Genomic DNA, 19,617 nt, shown 5'->3' with positions numbered 1-19,617 from the left:
CGATGACCGCGAGCCGGGCCGCGCCGATCGGTCGTCCGAGCCATAGGGCCAATTTCGGCCGATCTGTTGTGGGCCATTTAGGATCGACGGGTGGATCTGCATGTCCGGCTGACCGGACGGACCAATCTTGTCGCGCAGATCCGTGAGCAGCTGCGCGCCGCCGTCCTGGCCGGGCGGTTGCGCCCCGGCGACGTCCTGCCGGCGAGCCGGACGCTGGCGGCCCGCCTCGGGGTGTCCCGCAACACCGTCAGCACCGCGTACGAGCGGTTGGCCGCCGAGGGTCTGCTGACCACCCGGACGGGCGCCGGCACCTTCGTGAGCGGTCCACCGCCCGCGGGGGAGCGGCCCGGGCCGGCCGTCCCCGGTCCTGAATCGGAGCCGGCACCACCGACCGATCCCGGGACACGCGGAGCACTGGCTCCCCGGGCGGTCTGGAATCGGATTCCGCCCGCGCCGGACCTGTCCCGCTCGCCCCGGTTCGACTTCCGGCCCGGCATGCCGGACGTGCGGCAGTTCCCGTTCGCGACCTGGCGGCGGCTGTTGAACCAGGACCTGCGGGCCTCGCGGGTGGGTAACGGCCTGCCCGACCAGCCGAGCGGGCACGCCGGGCTGCGGTCGGCGATCACCCGGCACATCGGGCTGTCCCGGGCGGTCCGGGCCGAACCCGATGACGTGCTGGTCACCAACGGCACCCAGCAGGCGGCCGACCTGGTGGGCCGGGTGCTGCTGACCGCCGGCGACACGGTGGCGGTCGAGGAACCGGGTTACCGTCTGATCCGCCTGCTGTTCGAGTCGCTCGGCGCCCGGGTGGTGGGGGTTCCGGTCGACGACCAGGGGCTGGTGGTCGACGCGCTGCCGCCCGAGGCGCGGCTGGTCTACGTCACCCCGTCGCACCAGATGCCGACCGGGGTCGCGATGTCGCTGCCCCGGCGGCTGGCGCTGCTCGGCTGGGCGGGCCGGCACGACGCGGCGATCCTGGAGGACGACTACGACAGCGAGTTCCGCTACACCGATCAGCCGCTGGAGCCGCTGCAGTGCCTCGACGTCGAGGGCCGGGTCGTCTATGCCGGCTCGTTCTCGAAGGTGCTCCTGCCCACCCTGCGGCTGGGCTTCCTGGTCGCCCCGCCGACCCTGCGACACGCCCTGCGGTCGGCCAAGTTCGTCACCGACTGGCACACCAGCCTGCCGACCCAGGCCGCGCTGGCCCGCTTCATCGACGAGGGCGGGCTGGCCCGGCACCTGCGCCGCAGCCGCAACGTCTACCGGCGGCGGCACGAGCTGGTCGCCGCGGCGCTCAGCGGCGACCTGGCACCCTGGCTGGAGCCGATCCCGTCCGCGGCCGGGCTGCACCTCGGCGCGTTCCTGCGCGACGGAGTCGCGGACCGGATCGGCCGGGTCCTGGCCGACGCCCGCGCGGCCGGGGTCGAGGTGCTCACGTTCTCGCACGTGGCCGCCGCCGGGTCCAGCCGGCCGGGCCTGGTCTTCGGGTACGGCGCGATCCCGGCCGAGCGGATCGAGGAGGGGCTGCACCTGTTCCGCCACCACCTGCGGAACGCCTCCGCCGCCTGACCCCCCAGGCCCTGTCAACCCCACCCAACGCCCGTACACGCCCGCACTGCCGACCGCCATGATCATGGCGCACCCAGCCGTGTATCTCGTCCATTTTGAACGACTGAGCGCGACATGATCATGAGGACAATGGCCGGTACGCCCCCGATCAGCGCGCCTTCTACTCGCCGGTCTTGCCGTCGATGAGTTCGCGGGCGATGTCGAGGTGACCCAGGTGGCGGGCGTACTCCTGCAGCAGGTGGAACAGGATCCGGCCCAGCGCCGGCGCCTGGTCGGCGGTGGGGAACCGCCCGCCGACCCGCGCCTGGTCGGTCAGGTCCGCGGCGGCGATGATCGCCCGCGACCGCTGCACCTCGTCCAGGTAGCCGGCCAGCACGGCCCGGGTGGTCTGGCCGCTGACGTCCCACTCGGCGGCGTCCCCGCCGGGCGGGTAGCCGGCGATGTCCTCGGCGGTGAACCCCCACCGCAGCCAGCGCCGCTCGACCCAGCCGAGATGCTTGACCAGGCCGAGCGGCGACCAGCCGAACGGCTGCACCGGGGTCTGGAGCTGCTCGTCGGAGAGCCCGGAGATCTTGCGCCGGAGCGCGTCGCGGTACCAGTCGAGGTAGCCGGTCAGCAGTTCCCGGGGGTCGGTGACGTCGACTGCGGGGCCGTCGAGGAGAGCGGGCACCCGCTCCGATGGTGTCTGCACGCCCCAGACCGTACCGCCCATAATGGATCCACGGGTGCCGCCGTCAGGTTCAGGCCCCGGTGACACGGCGTACGCTCCCGGGCACCCGCAGCGCGGCCACCCGGATCAACGCCGCCCGCTCCGGCCCGGCCGGGCGGCTGCTGACCAGCGGAGTGCCGACCAACTCGACCCATTCCAGTCCGGGGATCTGCGCCGACGCCGGCACGACCGTGATCCGCATCCGCAACTCGCCGATCCCGAAGCAGTAGTCCTGTTCGGCCACCCGGATCACGTCGCCGACCTGGACCAGTGGCCCGCTCACCGCTTGGCGCGGTCATCGGCGCGTAGCGGAGCCGGCGCGGAATCCATCGGCCCGTGGTTCGTCCGCCCGTCCCGGCCCGTCCCCGCGCCGGCGGGACCCCGGTTCGTGGGTCGCACGCGCGGCGGCCGGGGCGGCAGGCCGGTGACCATTTCCCGAACCGGGTACGCCCACCGCGTCCCGCCATCAGCGGAGGCGGTCGACGGGTACCGAGGTACAGCCACCCCTGATGCCTTAACAGTCAGTGCGGGTTGGTGCGTCTGGCTGACCTTCGTGCGTTCGGGCCTTCCGAGTCGGGCGCGCCAGCGTTCCTCGATGGCGGAGTCGGGCCGGTCGGGGCAGCCTTGCCAGCGCAGGCCACAACTGCACCAGCGGCCCCTGCGCGACCAGTCCCGCCGGTGCCGCAGCTTCGTCGGCACCGGACCGGAGTCGCGGCGCGGACGCCACCACGGAATGCGAAACATAATTCCCTCCCGATATATCGGACCGCGTCGTCGGGAAATGCGCGGCGGTCTGGATGCGGCGCGACGGGCACGGGCTTGCCGATGCTCGCGTACCCGCCGCCCCGCTACCCGTGATGCTTTGTCGTCTTCAGCGGTCTCAACAACCCCGCCGCCAACGGAATCGCCCACAAATATTGACTTGATCTCTTATTCCGAAAAGGATTACGAGGTGCTGAGACATCGCCTCCGCCACCTGCAATTCCCGGTCTTCCAGAATGGAAGGGAAGTGATCATGACGACGGAGGTCGGATCGACGGTTCCGCGTCGACAACTCGGTCGGCACCTGCGCCTGTTGCGTGAGCGGGCGCATGTCACCGTCAAGGACGCCGCCGAGCGGTTGGAGATCTCCCCGCAGAAGGTCTGGCGGATCGAGACCGGCCGCGGCCAGGAGCGCATCCGTTCGCTGGACGTCGAGGGCATGTGCCGCGTCTACGCCGCCCCGCCGGACCTGACCGGCGCCCTCGTGGCGCTCGCGAAGGAGACCAAGGCCAAGGGCTGGTGGCAGTCCTACCTGGATGCCATCCCCGAGTGGTTCGAGCTCTACGTCGGCCTCGAAGCCTCCGCCAACCACATCCGCAAATACGAGCAGGTGCTGATCCCCGGCCTGCTGCAGACCCGGGCCTACGCCGAGGCGCTGTTCAGAATGCATCAGCCGGCCATCACCGCCGAGGACCTCGACCGGTCGGTCACCGTCCGGCAGGAGCGCCAGGCGCTGCTGGTCCGCGCCCTGCCCGCCCCGCCGGTGTTGCGGGTGATGCTCTCCGAGGCCGTGCTGCGGCAGCCGCTCGGCGGGGCCGCGACCATGACCACCCAACTCCGGGCGCTGCGGGCCGCCTCCGAGGCGCCGCACATCTCGATAAGGGTCCTGCCCTTCGCCGCCGGCCCCACCCGCGCGGCGGTGGCCGGAGCGTTCACCATCCTGGAGTTCCCGACCAACTTCGCTGGCGACCCCACCGAGCCACCCACCGTCTACAGCGAGGCGTTGACCGGCGCGCTCTACCTCGACCGGCCGGAGGAGATCGCCGCCTACGAGACGGCCTGGCAGGACCTGGAAATCGCCGCGCTCGGCGAGGGAGAATCGCGGGAGATGATGGGATCGATCATCAAGGAGCTGTCATGACCGATCTGACCGGCGCCGTCTGGCGCAAGAGTTCCCGCAGCGGCGGCAACGGCGGAGATTGCGTGGAGGTGGCGGACGGACTGGCCGACCTGATCGGCGTCCGCGATTCGAAGGACCCGACCGGCCCGGTGCTCGTCTTCACTCCCGCCGCCTGGTCGACCTTCGTAACCGACCTGCGTCACCCCCCGTCGACCTCCCCCTGAATCCCGTCCATCCGCAGGTACCCGTCGCCCCCTGACACAGCGCTTCCGCCACGCCCCCACCACCGAAACCGCCATCACCTGCCCGGGCAACACCAGCACGCCTACAACCCCGGAGCACCACCGCACCCGTGTCCTGGCGGCGCCACCGCTCCCGTGTCCTGGCAGCGCCACCGCTCCCGTGCCCTGGCAGCGCCACCGCTCCCGTGCCCTGGCAGCGCCACCGCTCCCGTGCCCTGGCAGCAGACTGTGGTCGCATTTGGCAGTGCCACTGCGGCCGTGCCCTGGCAGGACTGTGGTCGCGCTTTGGCGGCGCCGGTGCGTGGCCCCGCTTCGGGAGCGCCACTGCGGCCGTGCCCTGGAAGCACGACTGCGGCCGTGCTCTTGGTAGTCCCAGCGCTGCGGCGTCCTGGAGCGTCGGTAGAACCATGCGTCGTGCCGGCGGTCGAGGCGCCCAGCGCAACCGGAGCGCCGGCCAGCGGCCAAGGCACCCAGTTGCGCTCCTACGGTTGGAGCGCGTCATCCAGAGAGCCGATTCGACCTTGCGCATGTTTCGACGGGCCCGAGTTCCGTCAGAATTGCAAGAATCTGTGGAACGTTGCTGGCTGCCAGAAGATGGCGCCCAAGCGGCGGTAAAAAATCGCTCCCAAGCCGGTTCGGGACAGCGAAAGTCGCGTCGACGCGAGATAATATCTGCTATGCGGCAGTTGCAATTGTTCACCGGGTCGGAGCTGGCCAGAATGCGGGATCGGAAGGCGTCCCGCAACTACTGCCCCGGTCATGAAGAGTTCCGCCGCGTCCATGAACGGCACCGGGCCTGGGGCCTCAATCGTCGACACGCCGAACGCGCCCGCAACGCCCGAGCCAGGTCACATGCCCTCGCGACAGCGAGCGGAACCGTGCAAATCGACCAGCCGACAGGCCGCGATCGCGCTGGTGCTGCTGCGCCGGTGAACTCGGCTGGCAGCCACCACAACCCTCACGGCACTCGCATCGCCTCGACCTCCACGAGCCTGACTCCGACAACCGCAGCTCCTGTGGGTGGGGTTTCTGCGGGTCGGGCTCCTGTGGGTCGGGCTCCTGTGGGTCGGGCTCCTGTGGGTGGGGTTCCTGTGGGTCGGGCTCCTGCGGGCGGGGTTCCTGCGGGTAGCGCACATGTTGGCTCGGGTGTCGCGGGTCCGGCTTCCGAGAGCGTGGCCTTCCCGAATCGCTGTGGTGGCCCTTGCCTCAGCTCCAGAAGCGGACCGTCCCGCCGACCAACCGCTGCCTGCCGCGATCGACGAATGCCTCGGGTTCGGCCGAACGCGGTGACGTGTCATCCGACAAGGGACAGGAAACAATCAGCAACCGGCATCCGTCGCGCCGTAGCCGGCTGTTGTTCATCCAGGGGCACCGGAACGGTCGCCTCGAAGGTCCGCCGTGGCCGCAGCTCGTCATTGCCGCGCCTCATGACGCGCGCTGGCCGCTACCGGCCTGCGCCGCCGGGGCGATCACCGCCGCGACCAGCATTCCGGATCTTCGACCGTCGGTCCGCCGCCGATCGCCGCCACGTCTACCGAACCCGACGACCCGACGACCTCGGCCGGCGTGTCTTCCTGGATGTTGAAGGGCCGCCCAAAGGTCGGACGGTGCCTGGTGCCTGCGGAGGTCGGGCGGTGTCTCAGCGTCAGGGAGATGGGGCGGTGTCTCAGCGTCAGGGAGGTGGGGCGGTGTCTCAGCGTCAGGGAGTTGGACGATGCTGGGTGCCTTCGGAGGTCGGACGGCGCCTGGTGCCTTGAGAGGCGGGCGGTGTCTCGACGCCGTGGGAGGCGGGCGGTGTCTCGACTCCACGGAAGTTGGACGGCGGCTGACGATTCGGGAGGTTGGGCGGCGCTATGGGACGGCTCGGAGGGCTGTGGTTTGGGGCTCGGGTCGGGGTGGCTGATGCGCGGACGGCGTTAATCCTGGAGGGGTATGTCAGATAGATGCCATAAGGCAACTTGCGGCCCATTGTCCGGCATGGCCGCCTAATGTCCCGGTAGTCGCGCCGGCGCCGGGTCGGCGGGCTGAGAGGACTGTCATGCGGATCAGAAGTGTTGTCCTGGTGGTCGCGGTCGCGGTGAACGTTGCCGTGCAGGCCCTGGCTCCGCCCGCGCGGGCCGGAGGGCTGGAGGCGCCGATCGTCGCCGACCTCAACGGGGACGGGATCGCGGACCGGGCGACGCCACAGGGCCGGTCGACCGACGCGGGTGGCTGCACCATCTCGTTCGAGGCCGGGCGGCCCGGCGGCGGGTATGAGCCGGCGGTGGCCCGCGACTACGTCAAGATGGTCGAGGGCGGCGGCTACTGCCCGGACATGGGCACCGCCGCCGACCTCGACGGGCAGGACGGGCCGGAGCTCGTGCTCGGCTGGTTCGCCGGCAGCCCCACCCGGGACAACCTGCTGATCGTGCGGAACTTCGAGGTCGTCGGCGCGGTGCAGGGCGCCATGTTCCAGCCGAGCTTCATCGGCACCGCCGACTTCAACGGCGACGGCCGCCAGGACATCTACCAGTACACCGACCAGGGCGAAGGGTTCGCCAGCTACCTCAGCGACGGCGCCGGCGGGTTGGTGCCCGGCCCGGTGGCGTGGTGTGCGTGGTGGGTGACGCCGACCGTTCGCGACTTCAACCACAACGGTGCCGCCGACCTGCTGGTGGCCGGCGTCTCCGAATGCGGCGGATTCGCCAACGGGGTGGCGGTGGTCCGCGACGATGGCCACGTCAGCCGGCTGGAGAACGACCCGGACGGGGAGCACCACTGGACCGCACAGGTCGTGCACGCCAACGGCGACCGGGCGCCCGACGTGCGGACCCGCAACGCGATCAACGGTCGCGTCACCCACCACCTCAACCGGGGTGACGGCACCTTCCAGGCCGCGCCGGCGGCGGTCGCCGACTGGGCACCGTGGACCGACGCCGAACTGATCAGCATCGACGTGCTCGCCAACGACTGGGTGACCAGCCAGGCCACCCTCACCATCACGGTGGCGCCCCGCCACGGACTGGCGACGGTGACCCCGGACCGCCGCATCAGCTACCGGCCGAACCCTAACCACCTAGGCACCGACCGGATCGTCTACCAGATCACCGAGCCCGGCGGCCGGAAGGCCGCGAGCTCGGTTCAGATCCGAAGCAGGTATTCGCACGCCGGGGCGGGCAGTTAGGTTTCACTCAGCCGCCGTTGGTGTTCCGTCCAGCTTGCCTGGGCAAGGTAAGGCCATGGAATCCGACAGCCGGCCCCGGCTGACCCGCCGCCGCCTGCTCACCGCCGGCGGCGGCCTGGTCGCCGCCGGGGCGGTCGGCGCCGGCGGGTACGCCCTGGGCCGGCAGACGACCACAGCGGAGACCGGTGCCGCCCCGGCGGGCGGCCAGATCCACCAGTTCGCCACCCGGGCCGACCTGCGGGTGCCGGTCGTCTCGGTGACCGTCTCGGGTGCACCGACACCGGGGATGACCTTTCTGACCCCGGCCGCCGGGGCCGGTGGCCGGGGTCCGCTGATCGTCGACGACACCGGCGCGCCGGTCTGGTTTCGGCAGGTCTCCGGGCCGGCCGAGGTCGCGGTCGACCTGCGCGTCCAGACCCTCGCGGACGAGCCGGTGCTGACCTGGTGGGAGGGGGTGATCGCACCCGGACTCGGGGTGGGAGCCGGCGAGTTCGTGATCGCCGACACCTCGTACCGGGAGATCACCCGGATCCGCGCGGACGGCGCGGTACCGGCGGACCAGCACGACTTCGTCCTCACCGACCGGGGGACCGCACTGTTCTTCGTCTACGAGCCGGTCTCGGCAGACCTCTCGGCCGTCGGCGGGGTGGCCGACGGGGCGCTCTACGACGGCGTGATCCAGGAGGTCGACATCGAGACCGGTGAGGCGGTGCTGCGGTGGCAGGCCCGCGACCACGTCGACCTGGCCGAGTCGTACGCCCCGGTGCCGACCGGGGAGCAGGGCCGCCGGCCGTACGACTTCTTCCACGCCAACTCGGTCGCCGTCGACCACGACGACCACCTGCTCGTCTCCGCCCGCCACACCTGGACCATCTACAAGATCGACCGGTCCACCGGCGAGGTGCGCTGGCGGCTCGGCGGCAAACGCGGCGACTTCGCCATCGCCCCGGGCGCCGAGTTCTCGTGGCAGCACGACGCCCGGCGACGGGCCGACGGCACCCTCGGACTCTTCGACAACCGGGCCGGCATCACCACCGAGGCCGACCAGTCCCGCGGGCTGATCCTGGCGGTGGACGAATCGGCGCGCACCGTGGCCCCGGTCCGTGAGCTGCTGTACCCGGAGCCCGCACTCGCGCCGACCCAGGGCGGGGTGCAGGAGCTGGCCGGCGGTGCGTCGTTCGTCGGGTGGGGACAACAGCCCTACTTCTCCGAGCACGCCGCCGACGGGTCGGTCCGGCTCGCCGGGCGGTTGCCGGCCGACAACGGCTCCTACCGGGCGTACCGCTTCGGTTGGAGCGGCCGGCCCACCGACCAGCCGGCGGTCGCGGTCCGGGCCGGCAGTGGTGCGGCGGTCACCGTTCACGTGAGCTGGAACGGCGCCACTGAGGTCGCGAGCTGGCAGGTACGCGGCGGGCCGCAGCCGGACCGGCTCGCCGTGCTCGGCGAGGCCGACCGGACCGGCTTCGAGACCGCGATCACCGTCGGCGGCCCGCTGGCCTTCGTCGTCGCCGACGCCCTCGACGGCACCGGCCGCCCGCTGGCCTCCTCACCCGTCGTCCCGGTCCCGCCGCCGACCGCCGACGAATAGCCGCGTGCCAACGAGCAGCCGCGCGCGAACGAGCAGCCGGGCGCCAACGAACAGCCGGGCGCCGAGGAACAGCCGGGAGCAGCCGCCGGTGGTGGCGGCGCCCGCGCCGGGCGGCGGCCGTCCTATGCTCGGCGGATGGACTTGCGGATCTTCACCGAACCTCAGCAGGGCGCCAGCTACCAGCAGTTGCTCGCGGTGGCCCGATGCGCCGAGGACGCCGGCTACGACGCGTTCTTCCGCTCGGACCACTACCTGGCGATGGGGGACGGGTCGGGGTTGCCGGGGCCGACCGATGCCTGGACGACGCTGGCCGGGCTGGCCCGCGACACCAGCCGGATCCGGCTCGGCACCCTGATGACCGCCGCCACCTTCCGGTTGCCCGGGCCGCTGGCGATCGCCGTCGCCCAGGTCGACGAAATGAGCGGCGGTCGGGTCGAGTTCGGCATCGGAACCGGCTGGTACGACGCGGAGCACACCGCGTACGGCATCCCGTTCCCGCCGGTGGGGGAGCGGTTCGATCGGCTTGCGGAGCAGTTGGCGATCATCACCGGGCTGTGGGAGACCCCGGCCGGCGCCACCTTCGACTACGACGGCCGCTACTACCAGCTCACCAATTCGCCGGCCCTGCCGAAGCCGGTGCAGCGGCCTCGCCCACCGGTCCTGCTCGGCGGCAAGGGCGCCAAGCGGACCCCGAAGCTGACCGCCCGGTACGCCGACGAGTTCAACGTGCCGTTCGTCGGCCTCGACGGCTCCGCCACCCTCTTCGAGCGGGTCCGCGCCGCCTGCGCGAGCGGCGGGCGGGACCCGGACAGCCTGCGGCTGTCCAACGCGCTGGTGCTCTGCTGCGGGCGCGACGACGCCGAGGTCGCCAAGCGGGCCGAGGCCATCGGCCGGGACCCGGCCGAGCTGCGCGAGAACGGTCTGGCCGGCACGCCGGCCGAGGTGGTCGACAAGATCAGCCGGTACGCCGAGATCGGCTCCGAACGGATCTATCTGCAGGTGCTGGACCTGGCCGATCTCGACCACGTCGAGCTGGTGGCGGCCGAGGTGGCCCCGCAACTGCGCTGACCGTCCCGCCCCCAGCTCCTTGGGGCACGGCGCCCCGGTTACCGGTGGCCACCGCCGGGGTGATGTAGGAGGCAATATGTCGTCGTCGGGTGCCGGGGCGGCCGCCCGAGGGCCGCTGGGCGGTTTGCGCGTCGTGGAGCTGGCCGGTCTCGGACCGGCGCCGTTCGCGGCGATGCTGCTGGCCGACCTCGGCGCCGACGTGGTGCGGGTGGACCGGGTCGACCCGGTGTTCCGGCTGCCGGCCGACCCCCGGGTCGACCTGCTCAACCGGGGCAAGCGCTCGATCGCCGTCGACCTGAAGCAGCCGGCCGGCGCCGAAGTGGTGCTGGCCCTGGCCGAGCGGGCGGACGTGCTGATCGAGGGCTGGCGGCCGGGGGTCGCCGAACGGCTCGGGGTCGGGCCGGCCGAGGTGCTGGCCCGCAACCCGGCCCTGGTGTACGGCCGGATGACCGGCTGGGGGCAGGACGGGCCGCTGGCCGGCACCGCCGGTCACGACATCGACTACATCGCGGTGGCCGGGGCGCTGCATCCGATCGGCCGGGCCGGTGGGCCGCCGCAGATCCCGCTGAACCTGGTCGGCGACTTCGGTGGCGGCGCGCTCTATCTGGTGGTGGGCGTCCTGGCCGCGCTGCGGGAGGCCGAGCGCAGCGGGCGCGGCCAGGTGGTGGACGCCGCCATCGTCGACGGGGTGGCCCACCTGACCACGATGATCTCCGGCCTGCTCGCCGGCGGGGCGTGGCGGGACACCCGGGGCGGCAACCTGCTCGACTCGGGCACGCCGTTCTACGACGTCTACCGGACCGCCGACGACGAGCACATGGCCGTCGGCGCACTGGAGCCGAAGTTCTACGCCGAGTTCCTCCGGCTGCTCGGGCTCGCCGACGCGGTGGCACCCGACGACCAGTACGACCCGGCCGGCTGGCCGGCGCTGCGGACCCGGATCGCGGCCGCCTTCGCCGGTCGTACCCGGGCGGAGTGGACGGACGTCTTCGCCGGCAGCGACGCCTGCGTGTCGCCGGTGTTGGCGCTGACCGAGGCGCCGGACCACCCGCACCTGGCCGCCCGTGGCACCTACGTCGACCGCGACGGCGTGCGGCAACCGGCGGCGGCGCCCCGGTTCTCGGCCACCCCGACCGCGCCGGGGGGCGCCCCGCCGCTGCCCGGCGAGCACAGCCGCGCGGTGCTCGCCGACTGGGCGGTGGCCGACGCCGAGAGCTGGCTGGCCACCGGCGCGGTCGTCACGCACCACGACTGAGCCGTAGCCGGCCGCGCCTCGTCGCCGCCGGCGCTCAGTTGTCGTCCTGAGCTGCGAAAATGTGAAAGGCGGCGGGGGTAAACCGGGTGGGCGTCCGGCGCGTCGGACCGGTATGAGAACTCATCGCCCACCGCTGTCGTGGGCGGCCGTCCTGGTCGCCGGGGCCGCCGTCCTGCTAACCGCCGGCTGTCCGGCGTCCGTCGAACGGAGGTCCGACGGCCCGCCGGACACCACCGTGTCCAGTCCCGCCGCCCCGCCCGGCCCGACCGGTTCCGGACCGCCGATCGTCGAACCGGCCGGCGGGTCGTCGCGCGATCCGGGGACCACCCCGGCCGGCGGGCGGGACGACCCGGTGACCTTCCGGACCGCGTACCCGTGGGGGGTGCCGGCGGAGCCGGTCCTGATCCGTCACCCGGTACGCCCGCCGGTGGCGTCCCCGCCGGCACCGCCGCTGCCCTGGCTGGTGGCGATCAACGCGGCCGACCACGGCGGCCAGCGGCCCGCGTACAGCCGGATCTCCTTCTATTTCCGGGGCGGGTTCCCCTCCTACGAGCTGGGCTACGTCGACCGGGTCCGGGCCGAGGGGACCGGCGACACCGTGGAGTTGCCGGGCAACGCGTTCCTGCGGATCCGGTTCGTCCAGGCGCAGGCGCACGACGAGCGGGGCCGCTGGACCGTCGCCGACTCGCCCGACCCGGCGCTGAGGTTCCCGACCCTGCGCGGCTACGGCTTCGGTGGCGACTTCGAGGGCTACCTGACCTACGGTCTGGGGCTGCGGGTCGCCGCCGGCTCGGACCAGGCGCTGCGGGTCCGGGTCCTGGAGCTGACCCGCAGCGACGGCAGACACGTGATCGCGTTCGACGTCCGGCACGGCTGACGGCGGGCGCCGCCGTCAGTGGGTGAGCTTGAGACCGATCACGCCGGCCACCACCAACAGCAGGCAGAGCAGCCGGGCCAGGCTGGCCGGCTCGTCGAGCACCAGCATGCCGACCAGCGCGGTGCCGGCGGCGCCGATGCCGACCCAGACGGCGTAGCCGGTGCCGACCGGGATCTCCCGCAGCGCGTACCCGAGCCCGGCGATGCTCAGCAGCAGCGCCACCCCGAAGACGGCGGACGGGACGGGGCGGGTGAAGCCGGCGCTCTTGGCGAGCGCCACCGCCCAGATGGTTTCCAGCATGCCGGAGATGACAAGAACGGCCCAGAACATGACGAATCATCCTCGCGCGCGCCGTCTTTGCGGGGCCGGGTACGGCACGCAACTCGTCCGGGACGGTCGCGGGACGGCGGCCGTCTGATCCCAGGCTAGCCGCCGGGGGGCCGCGGACAAGCGTCGGTGGCCAGGGTCACCAGCCCCGGGGTCAGCCCGCCCGGCCGTCGACGATGGCGGCCGCCACCCGGCAGAACTCGTCCATGTGGGGGGTGAAGCCGTGGGCGATGTCGGGGTGCAGCCCGCGCCGGGTCTCGTCGAGCAGTTGCTGGCAGACCTGCTCGACCGGTTCACCGGCGTACTGCTCGCGGACCCGTTCGGTGGCGGCCCGCAGCGCGGAGGTGAGCTGGTCCTCCAACGGCCCGTGCAGTTTGCGCTCCGTCGGCCCGAGCCCGTCCGGGTCGAGCGTGACGTGTGGTTCCGACATGGCACTCCTCGGTCGCGTCCGGCGCCGCCCGCCGTCGTGGCTGGCGATACCCCCGCCCGGCGCCAGCTCAAACCGCCGGGGCCGGCTGTCAGCCCGGGCGCAGCGCGGCGACCCGGACCAGGTACGACGGGGCGTCGGCCGGCTCCTCCCGGTAGGTGAGCTGGCGGATCTGTCGGTCGTCGAGGTAGAGGGCGACGTCGGCGAGCGCGCCGAGGTGGGCCAGCGCGACGCTGGCGACCCGCCGCTTGTCCTGCAGCACCGCGCCGATTCCGCCCAGCAGGGTGACGGCGTCGTAGCTGTGGTGTTCGGCTGGGCAGCGCAGCACCACGTCGAGTTCGACCGGCTCGGCCAGCGGGATCCACCCGGTCTGTTGGGCCGCCGCGCAGGCGGCTTCGAGCAGGGTCCGGACCCGGCCGGCCTGCCGGTGCCCGGCGGAGAAGATCGACAGCGCCTCGGTCCGGACCGGGGGCAGTCCATTGACCTCGAACGACAGCGTGAGGGCCTGGGTGTCCTGCACGACGGCACCTCCTCAAACATGAAGAGCTTGTCGGCGGCGACGGCGACCTGCTGGGCCGGAAGGTTACCGACCACCGTAGCGGACCCGGCCGGCCTGCCGGAATCCCACTGTGGATCGAGGATTCGGTCCGGGAGTACCACCCCGCCGCGCCAGGGCGCGTCCGGCGGCGACGGCCCGTCGGCAATCACAGTAATCAGAGTATATACGGCTACATGTCGTTATAACTGGCTTCGTTACCGCCAGGTTTCGTCACCTGGGCGTTTGGGCAGTGGTTCCGCACGACACGCTGCGGCGCCGGCCCGGTCACCGGGCGCGACGGCCGAGCGGTCGCCGTGCGCCGGGGCACGGACCCGCCCCGGCTGTGCTCGGAGGAGGGCTAGGCGAACATGGGCGAGGATCCGATATGAGGGCCCGGACCGCCATGGCGGCCGGGGTCGCGGCTCTGGTCGTCGTACCGCTGGGGGCCTGTGGCTCCGGCGGGGACGGCGGCGTACCCACCATCAACCTCTACTACCCGCCGGAGCAGAACCTCCAGCAGGTGGTCGACAACTGCAACGCCGAGGCCGGCGGCCGGTACGAGATCGCGTACCGGGTGCTGCCCCGGCAGGCCGACGACCAGCGGGTGCAGATGGTCCGCCGGCTCGCGGCCGAGGACACCGGCATGGACGTGCTCGGTCTGGACGTGACCTGGACCCAGGAGTTCGCCAGCGCCGAGTGGATCCTGGAATGGACCGGCGAGCGGGCCGCCGCCGTCGAGGAGGGCACGCTGGAGGGCCCGCTGGAGACGGCGCGCTACTCCGACAAGCTCTTCGCGGCGCCGAAGAACACGAACGTGCAGCTGCTCTGGTACCGCACCGACCTGGTCGAGCAGCCGCCGACCACCTGGGACGAGATGATCCAGATGTCGCTGGATCTCAAGGCGGCGGGCCAGCCGTACCAGGTGCTCACCATGGGCGCTCAGTACGAGGGCCTGGTCGTCCTCTACAACACCCTGGTCGCCAGCGCCGGCGGCGAGATTCTCAACTCCGAGGGGACCGAGGCGGTCTTCGACGAGGGCGCCGTGCGGGCCCTGGAGCAGCTGAAGCGGTTCGCCACCGCCGGCGTCACCGCGCCGTCGTTTTCCAACGCGGTCGAGGACGAGGTCCGGCTGGCGTTCCAGTCCGGCGCGGGCGCGTTCCAGCTGAACTGGCCGTTCGTCTACCCGGCGCTGCAGGAGGCCGACCCGCAGCTCGCCGAGCAGGTCCGCTGGGCGCGCTACCCGGGCATCGAGGCCGGTACCCCGAGCAAGGTCACCATCGGCGGGGTCAACCTCGCGGTCAGCAGCTACTCGGAGCACCCGGAGGAGTCCTTCGAGGCGGCCGCCTGCCTGCGTAACGCCGAGAACCAGAAGTTCTCGGCGATCAATGACGGGGTGCCGCCGACCATCGAGAGCATCTACGCCGACCCGGAGATGACCGAGGCGTACCCGATGAAGGACACCATCCTGGCGGAGCTGCGGGATGCCGCGGTGCGGCCGCGGACGCCCGCGTACCAGAACATCTCGACGGTGATGTCGGCGACGCTGTCGCCGCCGTCCGCGATCGAGCCCGAGCAGACCGCCGACGAGTTGCGCGAATCGACCCAGGACGCGCTGGAGTCGAAGGGAGTGCTGCCGTGACTCAGAGTGGGACGCCACTGGGGTCCGAGGTCACCATCGAGGAGACCGAACGGACCGAAAACACCGACCGGACCACCCCGACGAAGCGGGGCAAGGCGCCGCTGAGCGAGGGGAAGCGGGCCGAACGCCGGCTCGGCTGGCTGCTCTGCGCGCCGGCCGCCTTCGTGATGGTGGCGGTCACCGCGTACCCGATCCTGTATTCGGTCTGGCTGTCGCTGCAGCGCTACGACCTGAAGTTCCCGGACGAGCGCGAGTTCGTCGGGCTGGCCAACTACGTCACGGTGCTGAGCAACGAGTACTGGTGGACCGCCTTCGGGGTCACCATGTTGATCACCGTGGTCACGGTGGCGGTCGAGTTGGTGCTCGGCATGGGCCTCGCGATCATCATGCACCGCACCATCGTGGGGCGCGGCCTGGTCCGCACCTCCGCGCTTATCCCGTACGGCATCGTCACGGTCGTGGCGGCGTTCTCCTGGCGGTACGCCTGGACGCCGAACACCGGGTATCTGGCGAACCTGTTCAGTGACGGCGCGCCGCTGACCGAGCGGGCCAGTTCGCTGGCGATCATCATGCTGGCGGAGATCTGGAAGACCACCCCGTTCATGGCGCTGCTGCTGCTGGCCGGCCTGGCACTTGTTCCCGAGGACCTGCTGAAGGCGGCGTCGATGGACGGCGCCACCGCCTGGCAGCGGTTCGTCAAGGTGATGCTGCCGGTGATGAAGCCGGCGATCCTGGTGGCGCTGCTGTTCCGGACCCTGGACGCGTTCCGGGTCTTCGACAACATCTACGTGCTGACCGCCGGGGCCAACGAGACCTCAAGTGTGTCGATGCTGGCCTACAACAACCTGATGCGCGGCCTGAACCTCGGCATCGGCTCCACCATGTCGGTGCTGATCTTCCTGACCGTGGCGATCATCGCGTTCATCTTCGTGAAGTTGTTCGGCACCGCTGCCCCGGGCAGCGCCGATGAAGGGAGGCGCTGATGGCCGCGCTGGACACCACCTCCGCCACCAAATGGCGCTGGGGACTGCTCGACCTCGTGGTGGTGGTCTTCGCGCTGATCCCGGTGCTCTGGATCGCCTCCCTGTCGTTCAAGACCCCGGGCACCCTGACCGACGGCAACTTCATCCCCCGCGAGTGGACGCTGGAGAACTACCGGGCGATCTTCGACACCGACCAGTTCGTCCGGGCACTGATCAACTCGATCGGCATCGCGCTCATCGCCACCACGATCGCCGTGGTGCTCGGCACGATGGCGGCGTACGCGATCGCCCGGCTGGATTTCCCCGGCAAGCGCGCGCTGGTCGGGGTCTCCCTGCTGATCGCGATGTTCCCGCAGGTGTCGCTGGTGTCGCCGCTGTTCGAGATCGAGCGACGCCTGGGGCTCTTCGACACCTGGCCCGGCCTGATCCTGCCGTACATCACCTTCGCGCTTCCGCTGGCGATCTACACGCTGTCGGCGTTCTTCAAGCAGATCCCGTGGGACCTGGAGAAGGCGGCGAAGATGGACGGCGCCACCCAGGCGCAGGCGTTCCGGCGGGTGATCGCCCCGCTCGCGGCGCCGGGGGTGTTCACCACCGCGATCCTGGTCTTCATCTTCTGCTGGAACGACTTCCTCTTCGCGATCTCGCTCACCTCGACCGAGCGGTCCCGCACGGTGCCGGTGGCGCTGTCGTTCTTCACCGGCGAGTCGCAGTTCGAGGACCCGACCGGGGCGATCTCCGCCGCGGCCGTCGTGATCACAATTCCGATCATTCTGTTCGTGCTGTTCTTCCAGCGCCGGATCGTCTCCGGCCTGACGTCGGGCGCAGTGAAGGGTTAGGTGGGTGAGTCGTGGCTGACATCGTGCTGGACAAGGTGAGCAAGAAGTTCCCGGACGGGACCATGGCCGTCCGCGAGGTGGACCTGGAGATCGCCGACGGTGAGTTCGTGATCCTGGTCGGCCCGTCGGGGTGCGGCAAGTCGACCACCCTGAACATGATCGCGGGGCTGGAGGACATCAGCTCCGGCGAGCTGCGCATCGGCGGTCAACGGGTCAACGACAAGGCCCCCCGGGACCGGGACATCGCGATGGTGTTCCAGTCCTACGCCCTCTACCCGAACATGACCGTGCGGGAGAACATGTCGTTCCCGCTGCGGCTGGCGAAGCTGGACAAGGCGACGATCGAGCAGAAGGTCAGCGAGGCGGCGAAGGTGCTGGAGCTGACCGCGCTGCTGGACCGCAAGCCGGCCAACCTCTCCGGCGGGCAGCGGCAGCGGGTGGCGATGGGGCGGGCGATCGTCCGCAGCCCGAAGGCGTTCCTGATGGACGAGCCACTGTCCAACCTGGACGCGAAGCTGCGGGTGCAGATGCGGACGGTCGTCTCCCGGCTGCAGAAGCAGCTCGGCACCACCACCGTCTACGTGACCCACGACCAGACCGAGGCGATGACCCTCGGCGACCGGGTCGTGATCATGAGGGGTGGCGCGGTCCAGCAGGTGGGCCCGCCGCAGGAGCTGTACGACAACCCGCGCAACCTCTTCGTCGCCGGCTTCATCGGCTCGCCGTCGATGAACTTCCTGCACGCCGCGGTGGACGACGGCAGGTTGCGCACCGCCGTGGGCGAGCTGCCGATCGACGACCGGGTACGGCAGCAGCTCTCCGGTGCCGACGCGCCCCGGGAGCTGATCCTGGGCATCCGTCCGGAGCACTTCGAGGACGCGTCCCTTGTCGACGACGAGACCCGGGCCCGCGGAATGGAGTTCGAGGCGCCGGTCGACATCGTCGAGTCGATGGGCTCGGACAAGTACGTCTACCTGACCGTGGAGGGGGAGCGGGCCAGCGCCGCCGAGTTGGAGGAGCTGGCCGCCGACGCCGGGGCGGACGAGTTGGGGGGCAGCGGATCCAATCTGGTCACCCGGCTCTCGGCGGAGTCGTCCGTGCGCGAGGGGGAGAACCGGCGGGTCTGGTTCAACCTGGAGAAGATTCACCTGTTCGACCCGGCCGACGGCCGCAACCTCACCCTCGCGGAGGGGGTGGACCCGACCGGCTGACTCGCACCGTACGGCATGAGTGAAAATGCCTTCACCTTTGTCCGGCGTCGCTTCCGGGACATTAAGTGATCAACCGGATACCATTATTGGTCCGAGTTGAAGGTGGTGGTGGTCATGCCGGCGGTGGGGATGTCCGCGCAAATTAGCACAGGTGTTCGATAGAATGGCTGGCGTGTTCAGCAACCAGAGCCACGCCACCGCCCGCCGGGCGACCGTCAGCCGTCTGTACGACATCACCGCCGACCACGCCGGTGGCCTTCGGGAGGGCTTCACCAGGTCGCAGGCCCTGACCGAGCTGGCCCAGGTCTCGACGGACCCAGAGCTGCTCGCCGAGGCCGCGGCCCGGCACGCCACAGCCGACAACTGGTACGCCATCAACGCGGTCGACCTGCTGCTGGCGGCCGGCGCGGACCAGGAGCTGATCGACTGGTACGTCGACGACCTCGGGCCGGCCGGCGCGGGCCTCCCGGCGGTCGACCTGGCCGCACCGGAGCACCGGGCGAGCTGATCGCGAGGCAAGCGGGCCGTTCGGTGAAGACCGGGCGGCCCGCTTGTTTGTCACCGCAAGGATCGGGTACGTGCTTCCCGGGACAAAAGGGACGTGAACTCGAGAGGGGTGCCCGATGGCTGACCGTACCAAGGCTGCGGTGATCTACTACAGCGCGACCGGCACGACGTACCAGATGGCGCGGGCGGCCGAGGAGGCGGCGTCGAAGGCGGGCGCCGACGTACGCCTGCGCAAGGTCCGGGAGTTGGCACCGGAGGAGGCGGTCCGCTCGAATTCGGGCTGGCACGCCCACCGCCTGGAAACCCAGGACGTTCCGGAGGTCGAGCTCGACGACCTGGACTGGGCCGACGTGGTGATCTTCGGTACGCCGACCCGCTACGGCGTGATGGCCGCCCAGCTCAAGCAGTTCATGGACAGCAGCGGTCCGCTGTGGGGACGGGGCGCGCTGGTGAACAAGGTGTTCGCCGGGTTCTGCTCGACGGCGACCTCGCACGGCGGGCAGGAGGCGACGCTGCTGTCGATGTTCAACGTCTTCTACCACTGGGGCGGGATCGTGGTCACCCCCGGCTACGTGGAGGACAGCCAGTTCGTCGCCGGCAACCCGTACGGCGCCTCGCACACCAGCAACAACGGCGAGGTGCCACCGGACGAACTGGCCCTGGGCGCGACGGCGCTCACCGCCCGCCGGGCGGTGGAGATCGCCACCGCCCTGCGGCACGGCCTGCGCCAGGGCTGACCCGCCCGGCGCACCGACCATGGACGGACCGACGGTCCGGGCGAGGGCTCTCAACT

19 protein-coding genes and 1 riboswitch are annotated in these 19,617 nt (G+C 71.2%); of the genes, 14 read left to right on the top strand and 5 right to left on the bottom strand.

From position 1 onward, the window contains the following. The first annotated feature begins 90 nt into the window (after window positions 1-90). Window positions 91-1,569, top strand: a complete 1,479-nt coding sequence (locus tag O7627_RS21125) for a PLP-dependent aminotransferase family protein (RefSeq protein ID WP_278095232.1) — start codon at window positions 91-93, stop codon at window positions 1,567-1,569. Between the two features lie 160 nt (window positions 1,570-1,729). On the opposite strand, the gene O7627_RS21120 is transcribed toward O7627_RS21125, so the two are convergent. Together O7627_RS21120 and O7627_RS21115 are read right to left on the bottom strand one after the other, a co-directional pair. Continuing rightward, complete coding sequence (locus O7627_RS21120; protein ID WP_278095231.1) at window positions 1,730-2,260, bottom strand: DinB family protein; 531 nt, start codon at window positions 2,258-2,260, stop codon at window positions 1,730-1,732. Window positions 2,261-2,309: 49 nt separating this feature from the next. After that, window positions 2,310-2,561 (bottom strand): hypothetical protein, encoded by a 252-nt coding sequence (locus O7627_RS21115; protein ID WP_278095230.1) that lies wholly within the window; start codon window positions 2,559-2,561, stop codon window positions 2,310-2,312. Window positions 2,562-3,293: 732 nt separating this feature from the next. Between O7627_RS21115 and O7627_RS21110 the strand changes: the two genes are divergently transcribed. The 7 genes from O7627_RS21110 to O7627_RS21080 all read left to right on the top strand — a co-directional run bounded on the left by O7627_RS21110 (window position 3,294) and on the right by O7627_RS21080 (window position 12,353). Next, window positions 3,294-4,181, top strand: a complete 888-nt coding sequence (locus O7627_RS21110) for a helix-turn-helix transcriptional regulator (protein WP_278095229.1) — start codon at window positions 3,294-3,296, stop codon at window positions 4,179-4,181. After that, window positions 4,178-4,384: a DUF397 domain-containing protein gene (locus O7627_RS21105; RefSeq protein ID WP_278095228.1), complete on the top strand. Its 207-nt coding sequence runs from the start codon at window positions 4,178-4,180 to the stop codon at window positions 4,382-4,384. The genes O7627_RS21110 and O7627_RS21105 overlap by 4 nt, the downstream gene beginning before the upstream one ends. A gap of 2,056 nt (window positions 4,385-6,440) precedes the next feature. Further along, window positions 6,441-7,565: an FG-GAP-like repeat-containing protein gene (locus O7627_RS21100; RefSeq protein ID WP_278095227.1), complete on the top strand. Its 1,125-nt coding sequence runs from the start codon at window positions 6,441-6,443 to the stop codon at window positions 7,563-7,565. Window positions 7,566-7,620: 55 nt separating this feature from the next. Next, window positions 7,621-9,153 carry an arylsulfotransferase family protein gene (locus O7627_RS21095; protein ID WP_278095226.1) on the top strand — a complete coding sequence of 511 codons (1,533 nt, stop codon included), beginning with the start codon at window positions 7,621-7,623 and terminating at the stop codon, window positions 9,151-9,153. A 135-nt stretch (window positions 9,154-9,288) separates the two neighbouring features. Continuing rightward, on the top strand, window positions 9,289-10,221 hold the full coding sequence (locus O7627_RS21090; RefSeq protein WP_278095225.1) for an LLM class F420-dependent oxidoreductase: 933 nt from the start codon (window positions 9,289-9,291) through the stop codon (window positions 10,219-10,221). A gap of 76 nt (window positions 10,222-10,297) precedes the next feature. Further along, complete coding sequence (locus O7627_RS21085; protein ID WP_278095224.1) at window positions 10,298-11,476, top strand: CaiB/BaiF CoA-transferase family protein; 1,179 nt, start codon at window positions 10,298-10,300, stop codon at window positions 11,474-11,476. 112 nt (window positions 11,477-11,588) lie between these two features. Further along, the gene (locus tag O7627_RS21080; RefSeq protein ID WP_278095223.1) at window positions 11,589-12,353 is read left to right on the top strand and encodes a hypothetical protein; all 765 of its coding nucleotides are present in this window, start codon (window positions 11,589-11,591) and stop codon (window positions 12,351-12,353) included. Window positions 12,354-12,368: 15 nt separating this feature from the next. On the opposite strand, the gene O7627_RS21075 is transcribed toward O7627_RS21080, so the two are convergent. From O7627_RS21075 to O7627_RS21065, 3 genes are all read right to left on the bottom strand, one after another. Then, a complete protein-coding gene (locus tag O7627_RS21075) occupies window positions 12,369-12,683 on the bottom strand; it encodes an SMR family transporter (protein ID WP_278095222.1) in 315 nt (104 codons plus the stop codon). A gap of 15 nt (window positions 12,684-12,698) precedes the next feature. Further along, a riboswitch (guanidine-III (ykkC-III) riboswitch) is annotated at window positions 12,699-12,769 on the bottom strand. Between the two features lie 65 nt (window positions 12,770-12,834). Beyond that, window positions 12,835-13,110, bottom strand: coding sequence for a hypothetical protein (locus O7627_RS21070; protein ID WP_278095221.1), 276 nt, complete (start codon window positions 13,108-13,110; stop codon window positions 12,835-12,837). A gap of 88 nt (window positions 13,111-13,198) precedes the next feature. Then, the gene (locus O7627_RS21065) at window positions 13,199-13,627 is read right to left on the bottom strand and encodes a hypothetical protein (RefSeq protein WP_278095220.1); all 429 of its coding nucleotides are present in this window, start codon (window positions 13,625-13,627) and stop codon (window positions 13,199-13,201) included. Between the two features lie 403 nt (window positions 13,628-14,030). Here O7627_RS21065 and O7627_RS21060 point away from each other — a divergent pair, with 403 nt between their 5' ends. The 6 genes from O7627_RS21060 to wrbA all read left to right on the top strand — a co-directional run bounded on the left by O7627_RS21060 (window position 14,031) and on the right by wrbA (window position 19,561). Continuing rightward, a complete protein-coding gene (locus tag O7627_RS21060) occupies window positions 14,031-15,284 on the top strand; it encodes an ABC transporter substrate-binding protein (RefSeq protein ID WP_278095219.1) in 1,254 nt (417 codons plus the stop codon). Further along, on the top strand, window positions 15,281-16,267 hold the full coding sequence (locus O7627_RS21055) for a sugar ABC transporter permease (RefSeq protein ID WP_278095218.1): 987 nt from the start codon (window positions 15,281-15,283) through the stop codon (window positions 16,265-16,267). Before O7627_RS21060 ends, O7627_RS21055 begins: the two co-directional genes overlap by 4 nt. Further along, the gene (locus tag O7627_RS21050; RefSeq protein ID WP_278095217.1) at window positions 16,267-17,106 is read left to right on the top strand and encodes a carbohydrate ABC transporter permease; all 840 of its coding nucleotides are present in this window, start codon (window positions 16,267-16,269) and stop codon (window positions 17,104-17,106) included. The genes O7627_RS21055 and O7627_RS21050 overlap by 1 nt, the downstream gene beginning before the upstream one ends. An 11-nt stretch (window positions 17,107-17,117) precedes the next feature. Further along, the gene (gene ugpC / locus O7627_RS21045; RefSeq protein ID WP_278095216.1) at window positions 17,118-18,317 is read left to right on the top strand and encodes a sn-glycerol-3-phosphate ABC transporter ATP-binding protein UgpC; all 1,200 of its coding nucleotides are present in this window, start codon (window positions 17,118-17,120) and stop codon (window positions 18,315-18,317) included. A 172-nt stretch (window positions 18,318-18,489) separates the two neighbouring features. After that, window positions 18,490-18,825, top strand: a complete 336-nt coding sequence (locus O7627_RS21040) for a hypothetical protein (protein ID WP_278095215.1) — start codon at window positions 18,490-18,492, stop codon at window positions 18,823-18,825. A gap of 115 nt (window positions 18,826-18,940) precedes the next feature. Next, entirely contained in the window at window positions 18,941-19,561 is a 621-nt protein-coding gene (gene wrbA / locus O7627_RS21035; protein ID WP_278095214.1) for an NAD(P)H:quinone oxidoreductase, read from the top strand. Window positions 19,562-19,617 lie beyond the last annotated feature (56 nt).

The sequence above is a fragment of the Solwaraspora sp. WMMD1047 genome, from assembly GCF_029626155.1.
In the GTDB taxonomy this organism is placed as follows: domain Bacteria; phylum Actinomycetota; class Actinomycetes; order Mycobacteriales; family Micromonosporaceae; genus WMMD1047.
This window is presented reverse-complemented; position numbering and strand designations above follow the sequence as displayed.